10 protein-coding genes are annotated in these 16855 nt (G+C 70.1%); 5 read left to right on the top strand and 5 right to left on the bottom strand.

Annotated features, from left to right (window positions below):
• Positions 1-76: 76 nt before the first annotated feature.
• Positions 77-5611: a hypothetical protein gene (locus MRBLWH10_RS01060; protein WP_341941324.1), complete on the bottom strand. Its 5535-nt coding sequence runs from the start codon at positions 5609-5611 to the stop codon at positions 77-79.
• Positions 5612-5782: 171 nt separating this feature from the next.
• On the opposite strand from MRBLWH10_RS01060, the gene MRBLWH10_RS01055 reads away from it, so the two are divergent.
• Complete coding sequence (locus MRBLWH10_RS01055) at positions 5783-7063, top strand: M18 family aminopeptidase (RefSeq protein ID WP_341941323.1); 1281 nt, start codon at positions 5783-5785, stop codon at positions 7061-7063.
• A 39-nt stretch (positions 7064-7102) separates the two neighbouring features.
• On the opposite strand, the gene MRBLWH10_RS01050 is transcribed toward MRBLWH10_RS01055, so the two are convergent.
• Positions 7103-8182: a hypothetical protein gene (locus MRBLWH10_RS01050; protein WP_341941322.1), complete on the bottom strand. Its 1080-nt coding sequence runs from the start codon at positions 8180-8182 to the stop codon at positions 7103-7105.
• Between the two features lie 249 nt (positions 8183-8431).
• Between MRBLWH10_RS01050 and MRBLWH10_RS01045 the strand changes: the two genes are divergently transcribed.
• The 4 genes from MRBLWH10_RS01045 (at position 8432) to ddaH (ending at position 12850) form a co-directional block, all read left to right on the top strand.
• A complete protein-coding gene (locus MRBLWH10_RS01045; protein WP_341941321.1) occupies positions 8432-9880 on the top strand; it encodes a cytosine permease in 1449 nt (482 codons plus the stop codon).
• Positions 9877-10443, top strand: a complete 567-nt coding sequence (locus tag MRBLWH10_RS01040; protein WP_341941320.1) for an isochorismatase family protein — start codon at positions 9877-9879, stop codon at positions 10441-10443. The genes MRBLWH10_RS01045 and MRBLWH10_RS01040 overlap by 4 nt, the downstream gene beginning before the upstream one ends.
• 213 nt (positions 10444-10656) lie before the next feature.
• Positions 10657-12030 (top strand): pyridoxal-dependent decarboxylase, encoded by a 1374-nt coding sequence (locus tag MRBLWH10_RS01035; protein ID WP_341941319.1) that lies wholly within the window; start codon positions 10657-10659, stop codon positions 12028-12030.
• A 58-nt stretch (positions 12031-12088) separates the two neighbouring features.
• Entirely contained in the window at positions 12089-12850 is a 762-nt protein-coding gene (ddaH, locus tag MRBLWH10_RS01030) for a dimethylargininase (RefSeq protein ID WP_223585897.1), read from the top strand.
• Between the two features lie 246 nt (positions 12851-13096).
• Here ddaH and MRBLWH10_RS01025 read toward each other — a convergent pair whose 3' ends face one another.
• From MRBLWH10_RS01025 to lysA, 3 genes are all read right to left on the bottom strand, one after another.
• Positions 13097-14020 carry a universal stress protein gene (locus tag MRBLWH10_RS01025; protein WP_105672861.1) on the bottom strand — a complete coding sequence of 308 codons (924 nt, stop codon included), beginning with the start codon at positions 14018-14020 and terminating at the stop codon, positions 13097-13099.
• The gene (locus MRBLWH10_RS01020; protein WP_341941318.1) at positions 14017-15474 is read right to left on the bottom strand and encodes an amino acid permease; all 1458 of its coding nucleotides are present in this window, start codon (positions 15472-15474) and stop codon (positions 14017-14019) included. The genes MRBLWH10_RS01025 and MRBLWH10_RS01020 overlap by 4 nt, the downstream gene beginning before the upstream one ends.
• Positions 15475-15560: 86 nt before the next feature.
• Entirely contained in the window at positions 15561-16814 is a 1254-nt protein-coding gene (gene lysA, locus MRBLWH10_RS01015) for a diaminopimelate decarboxylase (RefSeq protein ID WP_341941317.1), read from the bottom strand.
• Positions 16815-16855: the final 41 nt, after the last annotated feature.

Raw genomic sequence — 16855 nt, 5'->3', positions numbered from 1 at the left:
CCTAGCCCATCGACGTGAACGCGAAGGCGCCCGGTGCGACCTTCCGCACCGGGCGCCTCTCATCCGACCGCGAGGGTCAGACCTCGATCTCGTCGCGACGGAGCCGTGCGATCAGGAGCACGAACGCGCCGATCGCGAGCAGGGCGAGCGCCCAGCCCACGCCGTTGATGACGCCGCCGGTCGTGGCGAGCACGTTCAGGTCGACGGATGCCGTCGCCGCCGCCGTGACCGTGACGGCGCCAGCCGTGCCGGTCGCCGTCGCGACGTTGACGACCTTGCCCGCCGCGACGTCGGCCGCCGTGAGGACGTAGACGACCGGACCGCAGTCGGCCTTCGCCCCGGGCGCGAGATCGGGGATCTCGCAGGCGATCGTACCGCCCAGCATCGGGTCGCTGATCGCCACGGCCGTCAGCGTCCTCGCACCGGTGTTCGTCACGGTGAAGCGGAACCTCACCGTGTCGCCCGCGCTGATCTTGCCGTTGCCGTCGGCATCCGCGTACTCCCCGCCGGTCTTCGCGAGGGCGATGGCCGGCTGCGCCTCGATGGGCGTGACCACCGTGTCCTCCGCCGTCGGCGGGATCTCGCTCGTACCTGTGCCGGTGGTGGTGGCGGTGTTCACGATCTGGCCTGCGTCGACCTCGGCCTGCGTGATCACGGCGGGCTCGCCGTGGCAGACCGTCGCCTCGCCGGGAGCCAGCTCCGTCGTGTCGCAGACGATGTCGCCGCTCAGACGCGGGTCGGAGACCGAGACGCCGGTGAGCGTCGTCGTGCCCGTGTTCGTGACGGTGAACGTGTACGCGATGGTGTCGCCGGCATCCGTGCGTCCGTTGCCGTTCGCGTCGACGATCGCCGCCGCCGACTTGAGCAGCGAGAGGGCGTCGGTCCCTGCCACGCGCACATCGGCCTCGTCCGTGGCGTCGGCCGGACCCGCGACGCTGTCGCCCTCGACCGTCGCGACGTTGTGCACGGTGCCGCGGTCGACATCTGCCTGGGTCAGCTCATACGCGACCGGCCCGCAGGAGACCTCGGCGCCGGGCAGCAGCTCGAGGCCGTCGAGCGCCGCGCAGTCGACGGCTCCGCCGAGCAGCGGGTCGTCGAGGACGAGGTCGGTCAGCGTGACCGTGCCCGTGTTGTGGATCGTGAACGTGTACGGCACGGTGTAGCCCGCGCCGACCATGCCGTCTTCGCCGGGCTCGATCGTGCCGGGCGTCTTCGTGAGCTCCACCGACGGTGTGCCGGTGAAGGTCACGTCGGCGGCGGATTCGTCGTCGACCGGGCCGAGCGGGCTGGTGCCCTCTGCGGTCGCGGTGTTCGGACGGTGTCCCGCCTCGATGTCGGCCTGAGTCAGCACGTAGGCGAACGGACCGCAGTTCGCACTGGCTCCGGGGGCGAGCGCGCCGATCGTGCACAGCGCGCCGGCGCCGAGAAGCGGGTCGGAGACCGTCACGCCCGTGAGGGTCGTGTTGCCCGGGTTGCGCACGATGAAGTCGTACAGGACGGTGTCTCCCGCGCCGATGAATCCGTCACCGGTGGTGTCCTGCACCTGCCCCACGTTCTTGGTCAGCTCGATGCCGGCGGTCTGGTCGATGTCAGCGGACGCGGATGCCGTGTCGTCGACGTCTCCCGTCGGGGACTCGGCGGTGACGGAGGCCGTGTTGCGCACCACGCCATTGTCGATATCGCTCTGCGTGAGGGTGTAGTCGATCGGGGCGCACGTGACCGACTGGCCGGGCTGGAGCGAGACCCCGTCGAGCGCGGAGCAGGTGACGTCTCCCCCGAGCATCGGGTCGGTGATCGCGGCGTTCGTCAGCGTCGTCGTGCCGGTGTTCGTCACGGTGAACGTGTAGGAGATCGTGTCGCCGGCGTTCACCTGGTTGTCGCCGTTGACGTCGATCACGGGGTTCGGCGACTTCGTCAGCACGATGCTGCTCACGCTCGGGACGATCACGTTCGCCTCGGCGTCGTCGGTCGCGGTTCCCTGTGCCGACTGGCCGGTGACGGTGGCCTCGTTGTGCACGGTGCCGTTGTCGAGGTCGGCCTGCGTCAGCGTGTAGGTCACCGGCGCGCAGACGGCCTCCGCTCCCGGAGCGAGCGGGGTCGCGAGGGCGGCACAGGTCACGGCCCCACCCAGCAGCGGGTCGGTGATCTGCGTGCTCGTGAACGTCACGTTGCCCGTGTTCCGCACCGTGAAGCTGTAGGCCACCGTGTCGCCGGCGTCGATGCGGCCGTTGCCGTTCGCGTCGACCGGGGCGGCCGCCTGCTTCACGAGCTCGATCCGCGGAGTGCCGGCGATCGGCACGATGCTCGTCGAGGTGTTGTCCGACGGGTCGGGGTCGGGCGTGGTCGAGGTGACGGTGGCCGTGTTCGACAGCTGCGTGTCGGCCGTGGCCGGGTCGACCGTTCCCGTCACGGTGGCCGTGAACGTGGCGCCGACTGCGAGCGTGCCGACGGCGCAGCTCAGCTGGCCTGCGGTGATCGAGCATCCGGCGGTGGGCGTGGTCGGCGTCAGCAGTGCCGCGGGCAGCGGGTCGGAGATCGCGACGGCGGATGCCGGACTCGGACCGTTGTTCGTCACGACGATCGTGTAGGTGATCGGCGCGTTGAGGTTCGCGGGGTTGGCGGACGCCGTCTTCACGACCGAGAGATCGGCGGAAGGCGTGCCGACGACCGTCGCCGTGTCGGTGTTGTTCGACGGGTCGGGGTCGGGCGTCTGCGAGGTGCCGGTGGCGGTGTTGGTCATCGAGCCGGTCGCGACGACCTGCGCCGTGACGGTGAGGGTCGCCGACTCGCCGGGCAGCAGTGTGCCGACGGTCCAGCGGGAGTCGGCCGCCGACCAGGTGCCGACCGACGGGGTGGCCCCGGTGGTCGCGAGGCCCACGGGCACCGCGTCGTCGACGACGACGCCCGCAGCGGTGGACGGTCCGTCGTTGCGCACGGTGATGACGAAGCTCGCCTCGCCCTGGAGCGGGACGCTCGGCGTGCTCGTCGTCTTCTCGACGACCACGTCGGCGCTCGGGGTGAGCGGCTTGTCGACCGTGGACGTGTTGTCCGACGGATCGGGGTCGGGCGTCGGTGAGGTCACCGTCGCCGTGTTGGTCAGCGTTCCGGTCGCGCTCTCGGCGATCGTCCCGTCGAGACGGACGGTCACGATCTGACCCACGGTGAGGTCACCGAGCGGGCACGTGAGGGTGCTGCCGGTGAGCGTGCACCCGGCAGGGGTCGCTCCGAGGATGAAGCCGGCCGGGAGCGTGTCGGTGAGCACCACGCCGCGGGCGACGGACGGACCGCCGTTGGTCACGGTCAGGGTGTAGCCGAAGGCGCCTCCGGGCACGGCCTGAGCGTCGGCGGTCTTGACGACGCTGATGTCGGCGCTCTGCACGACCTCGACGTCGGCCGAGTCGGAGTTGTTCGACGGGTTCGAGTCCTCGGCGGGCGAGGCCACGGATGCCGTGTTCGTCAGGGTTCCCGTGGGGGCGTCGGCCGCGACGAGCGCCTGCAGGGTGACGGTACTGGAGGCGCCGTCGGCGAGCATCGGCCAGGTGCACTGGATGCGCGACGGCGACGGCGTCGCGCAGCTGCCGGAGGTCGTGGCGACGCTGGCGACGGTGAGACCAGCGGGCAGCGTGTCATCGAGCACCGCGTTCACGGCATCCGAGGCGCCGTTGTTCGTGACGACGAGCGTGTACGTGACCGTGCCGCCCGCGGAGACCTGCGCCGCGGATGCCGTCTTGGTGACGGCGAGATCGGCGATGATCGTCGGGTCGAAGCTCGTCGAGTCGACGTTGTTCGACGGGTCGGGGTCGGGTGTGCTGCTCGTGACGCTCGCCGAGTTCTGCACGGCGGCGACGGCGTCGGGATCGAGGTGCGCGACCACGGTCACCGTCACGGTGGCGTTCGGTGCGAGAGTGCCGAGGAGGCACCCGATCACGTCGCCGCTCAGCGAGCAGGTGCCCTGCTGCGGAGTCGCGCTGACGAAGGCGGTCGCGGGGTCGAGCGGATCGGTGATCCTGACGTCGCGCGCCTCGGAGGGGCCGGCGTTGTGGACCGCGAGCGTGTACGTGACGTCGTCGCCGGCGACCGGAGCGGTCGGCAGGAAGGTCTTGACGATCGAGAGGTCGGCCTCGGCGTTCAGCGTGCCCGACGCGGTGGCGGTGTTGTTCGCCTGGTTCGGGTCGAACCGCGAGCCGGCGACGGATGCCGTGTTGGTCAGCGCCGCACCCGGGTTCAGCGTCGGGGACACGGTTCCGGTCAGCGTGATCGTCGCGCTGGCGCCGACGGCGAGGTCGGGGAGGGAACAGGTGACCGTTCCGCCGACCGTGCAGGATCCGCCGCTCGGGGTGGCCTGGACGTTCGTGAGCCCTGCGGGGATCGCGTCCGTGACCGTCACTCCGGTTCCGGTCTGCGGCCCGTTGTTCGTCACGGTGATCGTGAAGGTCGCGGGGCGCCCAGCGACCAGCGCGGCCGTGTCGAGGGTCTTCGTGATGGCGAGATCGGCCGCCGGGTTCACCGGGGTCTGGGTCTCGTTGGTGATCGACGTGCGGTCGATGTTGGTGACGGGCTCGCGGAAGGCGACGCTGGCTTCGTTGACGATGGTGGTGGTCGCGGCATCCGCTCGCACCTTCGCGTCGAAGGTGTACGACGTCACGGCGCCGACGCCGATGGAACCGCCGGCCGATGCCGTCCCGTTCTCACCGAGGCGTACCCTGACGGTGCGCGAACCGGGGACGTACTCGCCGCGGTCGTCGCCCGTCGCGTCTGTCAGCGCTCCGGTTCCTGGCCCGCTCACGAGCTTCAGGGAACCGGGGACGTAGTCGACGCCCGCGGGGACGATGTCGGTGGAGACCGACTGGAGCGCCGGGTTGCCGCCACCGTTGGTGGTGGTCACGGTGTAGCGGAGCGTGTCGCCGATGTTGGCGGTCGTGCCGCCGCCCGTGAGGTTCTGCACCGACTTGGTGGAGACGAGACAGGGGCCGGTGCCGAAGGAGATGTCGTCGAGGAGGTTGCCGACCGAGTTGTTGCCGGTCGACGTGCTGACGGCCTGGAAGCCGAAGCGGGTGAGGGTCTGACCCGCGGGCACCGTGTACGAGCCGGTGTGCGTGGCCCACGCCGCGGTGCCGTCGGAGAGCGAGCCGCTGACGTTGGTGAGTGTGCCGCCGGGGACGCCGATCATCACGCGCATGGTGTCGACGCCGACGCGCCCGCGGTGCTTGAGCGACCAGTACAGGGTCTGCCCGGGGGTGGTCGCGACGTCCTGGTAGAGCATGCTGGCCTGGTTCGCATTGAGCTCGGCGAACTGCGTGCCCTGCCCGGCCTGCCAGCCGTTCGGGTTGCCGGGGTAGCGCCAGATCTCGATCTGGTTGTCCGTGGCTGTCGTCAGCCAGCCGGGAATGTTGTTCTCGTTGGTGATCGTGACGCCTGACGTCATCACCGGCTGCTCGAAGCTGCCGTTGGTGAGCGACAGCGATCCGGCGCACTGCGTCGGATTCTGCGCTGCGGATGCCGTCGTCGGCGCGACCGTCTCGGTGACCACCGTGAGTCCGGCTGCCAGCAGCAGGGCCGACGTGACGGCGGCGACGGCGCGGCGGACGCGCGAATGAGCGATTGAAGACACCGAAGTCCCCCTGTTTCTCCCCGGAGGCTCCCCGCGCATCGCTCGAACGATGCACCTCTCCGATGTCGAGACTAGCCGAGAGGTCGTCTCGACTTAAGCCCTCCCCCGTGCTCCGTTGCCTGGTCGAGACCCGATTACGATCGGAGGTGCACGCACGCAGGAAGGCCACTCATGCCCGTCGCTCCATCCGCCCTCGCCCACGCCGACGACCTCGCGGACTTCGTCTCCGCCTCACCGTCGAGCTACCACGCGGCCGAGGAGGTGGCGCGCCGGCTCGAATCGGCCGGGTTCTCCCGGCTGCGCGAGGAGGACCCCTGGCCCGCTCAGCAGGGCGGCCGGTTCGTCGTGGTCAGGGACGGTGCGGCCATCGCCTGGACCGTCCCGTCGGATGCCGTCGCCACCACACCATCGCACGTCCTCGGCGCCCACACCGACTCCCCCGGCTTCAAGCTCAAGCCGCAGCCCACGACCGGATCCGCGGGGTGGTTGCAGGCCGCCGTCGAGGTGTACGGCGGCCCGCTGCTGAACTCCTGGCTCGACAGGGAGCTGCGCCTCGCCGGCCGTCTCGCCCTCGCCGACGGCAGCGTCGTGCTCGCCGACACCGGAGCGCTGCTGCGTCTGCCGCAGCTGGCGGTGCACCTCGACCGTGAGGCCAACAGCGGCCTCGCGCTCGACAAGCAGTTCCAGACCCAGCCCGTGTGGGGCCTCGGCGACCCGACGCAGGCCGACATCCTCGCCGAGCTCGCGGTGTCCGCCGGTGTCGCGGCATCCGCCATCCGCGGCTACGACGTCGTGATCGCCGACACCGCGCGCGGCGCCGTGTTCGGCAAGGACAGCGCGTTCTTCGCATCCGGCCGCCTCGACGACCTCGCCTCCGTGCACGCGGGGGTCGTGGCGCTCGCGACGCACGACGCGGAGTCGGGGCCCATCGCCGTCCTCGCCGCCTTCGACCACGAGGAGCTCGGCTCCGGGTCGCGCTCCGGCGCCGCCGGCCCCTTCCTGGAGGACGTGCTCGAGCGGGTGTACGCCGGTCTCGGCGCCGACGGGTCCGAACGTCGCCGCGCCTACGCCTCGTCGTGGTGCCTGTCGAGCGACGTGGGGCACTCGGTGCACCCCAACTACGCCGCCAAGCACGACCCCGTCGTGCACCCGGTGCTGGGGTCCGGCCCCATCCTCAAGCTCAACGCGAACCAGCGCTACGCGACGGATGCCGTGGGCTCCGCCGCCTGGCGCTCGTGGTGCGAGAGCGCCGGGGTGCGCCCGCAGGAGTTCGTGTCGAACAACAACGTGCCGTGCGGCTCGACGATCGGCCCGATCACGGCGACCCGCCTCGGCATCCGCACCGTCGACGTCGGCATCCCGATCCTGTCGATGCACTCGGCCCGCGAACTCGCCGGGGTCTCCGATCTGCACGACCTGAGCCTGGTGGCCGGAGCCTTCTTCCGCGGCTGACGCGGCCATCCGCGGCTGACGCTGCGCGACGGACTCCGCTCACGCAGGAATGTAACGCTCGAGGTACGCCTCGCGGGTTCCCCTGAAGCGCCGCTTGACCACGAACGCGTCGGTGTCCGCCGGGCCGGCATACTGCATCTGATCGATTTCGACCGAGGAGCAGATCACTCCGCCAAAGGCTTCTAGCGAGACCCTCATCGCGGACTCGACCTGTTCGTGGGGCAGCCGATCGACGTCACCGAACACGATCCGCACGCGGATCCGCCGTCCATCGTCGATCAACGCCCGTGCCGCACGCATGGAGATGCGGTCCATGCCCCTCAGATGTTCGGGCTCATGGAATTCCGTGACGGCAGCCCATCCTTCCTTCGAGAGTTCGTCACCGTGATCATGCAGGTAGTTCACGGTCTCCTCCAGGCTCGGCGCCGACCCGAGATCCGCTTCGACCTCCGCTCGCCCCTTGCCCGGACGTGACTCGAAAGCCTCTCTTGCTGCTTCTCCCTGCGCCGTCGCAGCGGCGAGCAGGCGCTCGTGCAGAGGAGTGAAGGACGTCGTGACATGAACGTAGCGTCCCAGTTTGCGGCGCAGCGCGAAGGACCCGAGGTGCGGCACCGACTGGGAATGATCAGTCACCCATCGCGGATCCCACGGCACCCAGTCGGGGATCATCGACTCGTACACCGCTCTGCCCTTGCCGATGACGGCGCCGAGGAGAGGAAAGCCATCGTGCCCGTACTGCTCGATATCATCGAGAGTGTCCGCGAGGGCAAGCTGTTTGAGCGCGCAGGTCTCCTGCCAGCGGAGGATGAACACCTCGTCGCGCTCCGCGAGGGCCACGGAGGCGGCGGCCAGCGTCTTCTCCCACATGCGCCCGCCCAGCAGGTCGATGTAGGGCCAGAAGTCGTCATCGTCCAGCGGATCGAGCCCTGTGGCATCCCGCTCCAGCGCGGGCGGCGGCGGCTCCCACGCTTCGATATTCCCGTCGAAGTAGCGCTCCCGAAGCGCCGCGAGATCGCCCCGGTCTCCCAGCTCCTCGTCCCACAGCAGCAACGGCCCGGTCCGCAGGCCCTCGACGGCGAACTCCCCGACGACGTCGAGAGACCCCCAGCGGGGCTCCACGGTGTACGGAGCCCGAATTCCGGAGTCGAACCAGTAGCGCTCGTAGGCCAGTCTCGGGGTCTGCTCGACCGTGCGGATCGTTCGCCCGGAGATCCGTGCCGTGTCGGGAGCGCCCATGCGGGTGAGCATAGGGCAACCGGACGCTCACCTGCACACCTCAGGAGTTCACTCCGGCTGGCGGATGCCGTGGAGCGGCGTGTCCGCGCGAAGACTCCGACTTTTCGCGCGGAGAGCGAGGAGGATGTCGTCATGACGCAGAACACGGGCGCGCTGATCGAGCGTGCGGGCATCGAGATCATCCCGGAGTCGGATCGCACCGCGAAGCCACGGGACCTCTTCTGGCCCTGGTTCGCCGCGAACGTGTCGGTGTTCGGGATGTCGTACGGATCCTTCATCCTGGGCTTCGGCGTCTCGCTGTGGCAGGCGACGGTCGTGTCGATCGTCGGGATCGTGGTGTCGTTCCTGCTGTGCGGGCTCATCGCGATCGCCGGCAAGCGGGGCTCGGCGCCGACCATGGTGCTCTCGCGCGCCGCCTTCGGTGTGCAGGGGCAGAAGCTCCCCGGCATCGTGTCGTGGCTGACGTCGATCGGCTGGGAGACGTCGCTCGCCATCACGGCAGTGCTCGCGACCGGAACGATCCTGCGCACGCTCGGCTGGGTGAGCGGCGAGGACGACACCGCCGTGAAGATCATCGCCACGATCGCGGTCGCCGCACTGATCGTCGGGGCCTCCGTGCTCGGTTACCACACCATCATGCGGCTGCAGTCGGTGCTGACCTGGCTGACCGGAGCCATGACGGTGCTGTTCCTGATCTTCACGTTCGACTCGATCAACTGGGAGACCGCGTTCTCCCGCCCCGACGGCACGTTCGCACAGACGATCGGCGCGCTCGTGATGGTCATGACCGGGTTCGGACTCGGCTGGATCAACATCGCCGCCGACTGGTCCCGCTACCAGAAGCGCACGGCATCCGATGGGCAGATCGTGGCCTGGAACACGATCGGCGGCTCGGTGGCCCCGATCATCCTGGTGTTCTTCGGGCTCCTGCTCGCCGGCTCGAACGAGGGCCTCTCTGCCGCGGTCGGTTCCGACCCGATCGGCGCCCTCGCGGGGCTCCTGCCGACGTGGTTGCTGTTCCCCTTCCTGATCGTCGCGATCCTCACGCTCGTGTCCGGCGCCGTGCTCGGCATCTACTCGTCCGGCCTGACGCTGCTCAGCCTCGGCATCCGCATCCCCCGCCCGGCCGCGGCGGCGGTCGACGGCGTGATCCTCACCGCCGGCACGATCTACGTCGTGTTCTTCGCGACCAGCTTCATCGGCCCTTTCCAGTCCTTCCTCATCACTCTCGGCGTACCGATGGCGTCGTGGGCCGGAATCCTGATCGCCGACATCCTGCGCCGCCGCAAGGACTACGACGACGCTGCGCTCTTCGACAGCCGCGGACGCTACGGAGCCTTCGACGGGCTCTCGATCGGCACGATGCTCGTCGCGACCGTGATCGGCTGGGGGTTCGTCATGAACCAGATCCCCGACACCGGATGGAACGACTGGCAGGGCTACTTCCTCGACCTGTTCGGCTGGCGCGATGACTGGGGCTACGCGAACCTCGGCGTGCTGTTCGCGCTGGTGCTGTCGTTCCTCGTGACCTGGTTCGGGCGGGCCGCGAAGATCCGCCAGCAGGAAGATTCCGGTCGTTGAGCGAGCCACGCGAGCCGACACGCGCCTGGCTGGTCGTGATCGACCCGCAGGCCATCTTCGCGGCGCCCGACTCGGCGTGGGGCTCGCCGTTCTTCGCCGATGTCATGCCGCGCATCCGCGCCCTGGCGGATGCCTTCGGCGAGCGCGTGCTCGTCACGAGGTGGATGCCGACGGCCGACCGCTCCACGTCGTGGGGCGAGTACTTCGCCGCCTGGCCGTTCGCCGATCAACCGCCGACGGACCCGCTGTTCGACCTGGTGCCGGATGCCGCGGACCTGTCGCCGCATCCGAGCCTCGACCTGCCGACGTTCGGGAAGTGGGGTCCGGAGATCGAGGCGATCGTCGGCCGCGGAGCGCACGTCGTCCTCGCCGGGGTCTCGACCGACTGCTGCGTGCTGTCGACCGCGCTGGCGGCGGCGGATGCCGGGGCGCGCGTGACGGTGGCCGCCGACGCGTGCGCGGGTTCGACGGCCGAGAACCACGCCGCCGCACTCCACGTGATGGGGCTGTACCCGCCGCAGATCACGATCAGCGACGCGGCATCGGTGCTCGCCGGGGACTGAGCGCATCCGGGGCGCACGACTGCACGGTCCCGCAGCAGTTCCACGATCGGAGCGCCTTCGCTTCATCCTGCACCTGCCTCGGTCGCGTCCTCGGTCTCGGAGCCCTGGGAGCGGGTGCTCCGAGGAGAGGGCGGGAGGATGCCACGGAGCCGCCGTTCTGTTAGCGTTTCCCTGCCTCGGCGGGTGTGCCGCGGGGCGAAAGAGGAGTGTCCGATGAACCCGACGCGGATGCACGCGGCGACCGATGAGCAGGCGTCGATCGTCGACGCTGTGCTCGACTACTCCCGCCGGCGGATGCTGGCACGGGACGTGCCGCTCGACAAGCCCTTCCCCCCTGGGGAGCTGCGCCGCCTCGCCGGCCGCACCATCACCGACGAGGGAATCGGCGGCACCCGCGCGCTCGCGCTCTTCGAGCACATCCTCGCGCCGGCGTGCCTCACCGCGAGCCACCCGCGCTACCTCTCCTTCATCCCGACCGCCCCGACGACGGCGGCGATCGCTTTCGACCTCGTCGTCTCGGCATCCGGCCTGTACGGCGGCAGCTGGCTCGAGGGCGCAGGCGCCGTGTACGCCGAGAACGAGGTGCTGTCCTTCCTCGCGGCCGAGATCGGCTTCCCCGAGGGCGCCGGAGGCGTGTTCGTGCAGGGCGGCACGATCGGCAACCTCTCGGCCCTCGTCGCCGCGCGTGACGCCGCCAAGCGCCGCCTCGAGGAGGCCGGCACTCCGCTCCCGCCGCGGTGGAAGCTCGTCTGCAGCGCCGAGGCGCACTCCTCGAACAAGTCGGCGGCGAAGGTCATGGACGTCGACACCATCGCCGTGCCCGCGGGCGTCGACGGCAAGCTGCACGCGGAGTCCGTGCGCGAGGCCCTCGTCGAGCACGGCGACGCCGTGTTCGCGGTCGTCGCGACCTCCGGCTCCACCAACTTCGGCATCATCGACGACATCGAGGGCATCGCCGCGCTGAAGGACGAGTTCGAGTTCTGGCTGCACATCGACGGCGCCTACGGCCTCACCGGCATCCTGGCCCCGGAGGCCCGGCACCACTTCCGCGGCGTCGAGCGGGCCGACTCGGCCATCGTCGATCCGCACAAGTGGCTCTTCGCCCCGTACGACTGCTGCGCGCTGCTCTACCGCGATCCTGAGACCGGCCGTCGGGCGCACACGCAGCACGCCGAGTACCTCGACACCCTCACCGACAGCGACGACTTCAGCCCCTCGGACTACGCGATCCAGCTCACCCGGCGCCCCCGGGGGCTTCCGCTCTGGTACTCGCTGACCACCTACGGGGTGCAGGCGTACCGTGACGCGGTGTCGAGCACGCTCGCGCTCACGCAGCGCATCGCCGAGGAGATCCGTCGTCGCCCCGGGTTCACTCTCGTCCGCGACCCGCAGCTCACGGTCGTCGTGTTCGAGCGCGACGGCTGGGACCGCGACGACTACGCCCGCTGGTCCGACGGGCTGCTCGACTCCCAGTACGCGTTCGTCGTCCCGAGCTCGCACGCCGGACGACCCAACACCCGCTTCGCGATCGTGAACCCGCTGACCACCTTCGAGGACCTCGTCGCCATTCTCGACACCATGGAGTGACCTGATCCGCCAGGACCGCCGGTGGCTCGCCCTCGCGGGCCGCCGGTATTCTTGAGCCATGTCACGCCTTCTCGTCCGCCGTCCCTCTCCGCGTCTCGCCGAAGGCGAGCTCACCCACTTCGAGCGCGTCCCCGTCGACGCCGAACTGGCTCAGCGACAGTGGGAGCAGTACGTCGACGTCTACCGCGGACTCGGCTGGGACGTCATCGAGATCGACGCCGCCGACGAGCACGCCGACGGCGTCTTCGTCGAGGACACCGTGATCATGTTCGGCGACCTCGCCGTGCTCAGCCGCCCCGGCGCCGACTCCCGCCGCGGCGAGATCGACTCCACGCGCGAGGCTCTGGAGCGCGCCGGCATCCCGTTCGTCGCGATCGAGGCCCCGGGCACGCTCGACGGCGGAGACGTGCTCAAAGTCGGCACGACCGTCTACGTCGGACAGACCCTGCGCTCGAACGCCGACGGCTTCGCGCAGCTGCGCGACCTGCTCACCCCTCGTGGCTGGACGGTCGTCGCCGTGCCCGTCACCAAGGTGCTCCACCTCAAGAGCGGGGTCACCGCGCTCCCCGACGGCACCATCATCGGCTACCCGCCGCTCGTCGACGACGCCTCCGTATACCCCGAGTTCCTCCCGGTGCTGGAGGAGCAGGGCACTGCGGTCGTCGTCCTCGACGACACGACCGTGCTCATGTCGTCCGAGGCGCCGCAGAGCGCCCAGCTGTTCCGCGACCGCGGACTGACCGTGATCGAGACGCCGATCAGCGAGTTCGAGAAGCTCGAGGGCTGCGTCACCTGCCTCTCGGTGCGCGTGCGCGACTGATCAACGGATGCCGGGACCGCGGTCCCGGCATCCGCCCGTCGCATCCGTCCCGGCATCCGTCGCATCCGTCCCGACATCCGTCCGTCGCCAGAACTCCGGAGAATCGCCACGATCCGGGTGGAGGCGGCGCAAGCCGCGCCGATGCAGGCAGGATCTCCGGAGTTCTGGCGCAGGTCGGCAGCACGACCTGGCGCAGGCGCACAGCGCCGCCAGGTACAGGCCAGCAGCCCCGCCTGACGCAGGCGCTCAGGCGCCCGGGTCCTCCGCCGCTTCCAGGAGCTCTCCCGCCGCGCCGCGGGGCACGACGATCACCGGGACCGGCGAATGCCTGACCACCTTCGTCGCGTGCGAGCCGAGGAACACCCTCGCGATCGGTCCGAGCGAGCTGGACCCCACGACGAGCACGTCGTCGGCCGCCCACTCGACGTCCTCCATCGCGCGCGCCCAGGAATCGCCGACTCCGACGACCGCGCCGTCGAGAGCGGGCGTGCGCGGCAGTGCGGAGACGTCGCGCAGGATCTCCGCGGTGTGCTCATCGATCATCCGCACCCACTCGTCGGCGATGCCCTGTTCGGCGGAGAGTCCGACGCCCGCCGTCACGCTCCCCTCGGGGACGACGGCGAACGAGGCGATCCGCAAAGAGGCCCCGATGCTCTGCGCGACGCCGGCGGCCCCGAGCACCAGATCCTTCGCGGCCTCCGTGCCCCCGTATGCCGCCGTGACCCGGCGCACCGTGGCCGTGGGCTTCGCCCTGAACCCGCGCGGCGCGATCGCCACAGGCACCGGCGAGGCGTGCAGTAGCGCGTCGTTCACCGAGCCGAGCGTGATGTGCCCGAAGGCCCCGCCCGACGACGACCCGACCACGACGAGGCTCGGGTCGTGCTCCTCGATCAGCTCCAGGATGCCGCGGTGGGCGGAGCGCGCCGAGTGCTGGAGGAACGTGGCCTTCACTCCGCCGAGCTCGGAGGCCGCGTGATCGAGCACGACCTCCGCGGAGCCGCGCAGATAGTCGCGCCACTCCACGTCGGCGTTCCTCGCGAGCGGCGGCCACGTGAGCGGGAGGACCGCCGCGACGATCAGTTCGGTGTCGGCCGAGCGCGCCAGCATCGCCGCCAGCTGCGGCACCGCGACCGAGCGGTGCCCCGGGCTCACCGCGACCAGGATGCTCATCGCTCGTCCTCCTCCACCTGACGCACGGTCGAGGTGAAGGGGATGTCGGCGCCGGCCGCGGCCTGTCGCCCGAGCGTCGAATGCGTGCGTCCGTAGAACCAGTAGTAGACGAGGAACGCGGCCGTCCAGATCACGAACACGATGATCGTGATCGGACGCAGCTGCGTGATGATCCAGATGCAGCCGAGGATCGACAGCACGGGGATCAGCGGATGCAGCGGCAGGGTGAAGCCCCGCTCGATGTTCGGCTCGCGGCGGCGCAGGATGATGACGGCGACCGAGACCACGAGGAACGCGACGAGGGTGCCGATGCTGGTCATCTCGAGCAGGAAGTTGATGGGGACGAACGCCGCGAGGACGCCCACCACCGCGGCGACGATCACGGTGTTGCGCGCGGGGGCCAGCGTGCGCGGGTTCAGCTTCGAGAACACCGGCGGCACCATGCCGTCCCGCGACATGGCGAAGAGGATGCGGGTCTGACCGTAGAGCACGACGAACGTGACGCTGAAGATCGAGACCACGGCTCCCGCCGCGACCACCGTGCCCGGCCACGACGAGCCGATGATCGACTCCAGGATCACGGAGAGCCCGGCCGTCTGCCCCTCGAACTTGTCGGGCGCCTGGGCGCCGATCGCGGCGACGGCCACGACGACGTACGCGACGACGACGATGATCAGCGCCATGATGATCGCGAGCGGCAGGTTGCGCTTGGGGTTCTTGGCCTCGCCGCCGGCTGTGGACACGGCATCCAACCCGATGAACGAGAAGAAGATGAGCCCTGACCCGGCGATGATGCCCTGCAGCCCGGCCGGAGCGAAGTTCGCGAAGTGGTCGGCGTTCCAGCCGGTCAGCGCCACGGCGACGAAGAACACCAGCACGCCGATCTTGACCATGACCATGATCGCGTTGATGGTGGCGGACTCCCCGGTGCCGCGCAGCAGCAGCAGGGCGCACAGAGCGATGACGATCACCGCCGGCAGGTTCATGATGCCGCCCTGCTCGGGGGCGTTGGAGAGCTCCGGCGGGATCTGGAAGCCGAACAGGTTGTCGAGCAGCTGGTTGACGTACTGCGACCATCCGACGGCGACGCCGGCCGTGGAGACGCCGTACTCCAGCAGCAGACAGGCCGCCACTCCCATCGCCGGAGCCTCGCCGAGCGTCGCGTAGGCGTAGGAGTATGTCGATCCGGAGACGGGCACCGACCCCGCCAGCTCCGCATAGCAGAGCGCCGTGACACCGGCGACGGCGCCGCCGATGACGAACGACCAGATGACCGCCGGCCCCGCGATCGGGACGGCGCTGGAGAGCACGTAGAAGATGCCGGTGCCGATCGTGCCGCCGACCCCGATCATCGTCAGCGCGAAGAGCCCGATACTGCGTTTCAGGCCCTCCTCGCTCGCGATCTCCTGCGTGGTGGGCTTACGGCGCAGCAGCTGCTGACTCAACGACGACATGGATGTTCTCCCCACTGTTTCGGGACGATCGTCATCGACCGTCTCCACAGAATCCTCCTGTCAGAGGATTTCCACCAGTACCGCGATCAGAGATCCCTCACAAAGAGGTCGTCCCAGGTCTCGCGGCGCACCACGGCACGTGCGCTGCCGTGGTCGGCGAACACCACAGGCGGGCGTCGGTACCCGTTGTAGTTGTTCGCCATGGTGTGCGTATAGGCGCCGGTCGCCGGCACGGCGAGCAGGTCTCCCACTCGGGCCGACGGCAGGGCGATGCCGTCGATCAGCACGTCGCCGCTCTCGCAGTGACGGCCGACGACGACGGCGTCTTCGGTGGCCTCCTCGCCCATCCGCTCGGCGAGGACCGCCTCGTAGCGCTGCCCGAACAGCGCGACCTCGAGGTTGTCTCCCATGCCGCCGTCGATCGCGACGAAGTTGCGCGCATCGCGCTTGACGGTCGTGACCGTGTACAGCGTCGTCGCGGCGGCGTTGACCATGCTCCGGCCCGGTTCGATGATGAGCTCGGCGGAGGCGGGGAGGTGCGCGCGGGCGGCGCCGATCAGCGCGTCGAGGTAGTCGGAGACGGATGCCGGATGCTCGGAGTACGTGTAGCGGGCGCCGAGCCCTCCGCCGAGGTCGTACACCTCGAACTCGCCCATCGCGGCCAGCGGCTCGACGGCGGCCGCGAGCTCGGCGGGGTCGAGGATCTGCGAGCCGACGTGCGCGTGCACGCCCCGCAGGTCGATGCGGTCGCTACGCCGCAGTCGCTCGATCAGGGGCTGCGCGGCCTCGGGGGTGAGGCCGAACTTGGAGCCGACCTGTCCCGTCGCGACGTGCGGATGCGTCGACGACTCGACGCCGGGAACGATGCGCACGAGGACTCCCTGGCGAGAGCCCGCCGGAACGGCCGCCTCGATGCGATCGACGTCGTCTTCGTTGTCGACCACGATGAGGCCGACGCCGTGCGCCACGGCGTACTCGATCTCCTCGGTCGTCTTCGCGTTGCCGTGCAGCACGACGAGCGCAGGGTCCACCCCGGCCTTCATCGCGCTGCGCAGCTCTCCTCCACCCGCGACGTCGAGCCCCAGGCCCTCCTCGACCATGACGCACTGCACGGCCGTCGCGGGGAAGGACTTCGACGCGAACACGACGCGCGCCCGCGGCCAGCGGCGCACGAGCTCCTCGCGGTACTCCCTCGCCCGTGCGCGCAGGGCGGGCTCGGCCACGACGATCGCCGGTGTGCCGAACTCGCGCGCGAGGTCGTCGACCCGGCATCCGGAGATCCGCAGCACGCCGTCGGCGACGTCGGACCCCGCGGGGAGGAGTGTGAGCGGATCGTTCATGGGTGTCTCCTGGTCATCTGGGCCGTCGCGTCGTCGCGTCG

The organism is Microbacterium sp. LWH10-1.2, from assembly GCF_038397765.1.
GTDB classification, from domain to species: Bacteria; Actinomycetota; Actinomycetes; order Actinomycetales; family Microbacteriaceae; genus Microbacterium; species Microbacterium natoriense.
Note: the sequence above shows the minus strand (reverse complement) of the source record. Positions and strands in the feature narration are given on the sequence as shown.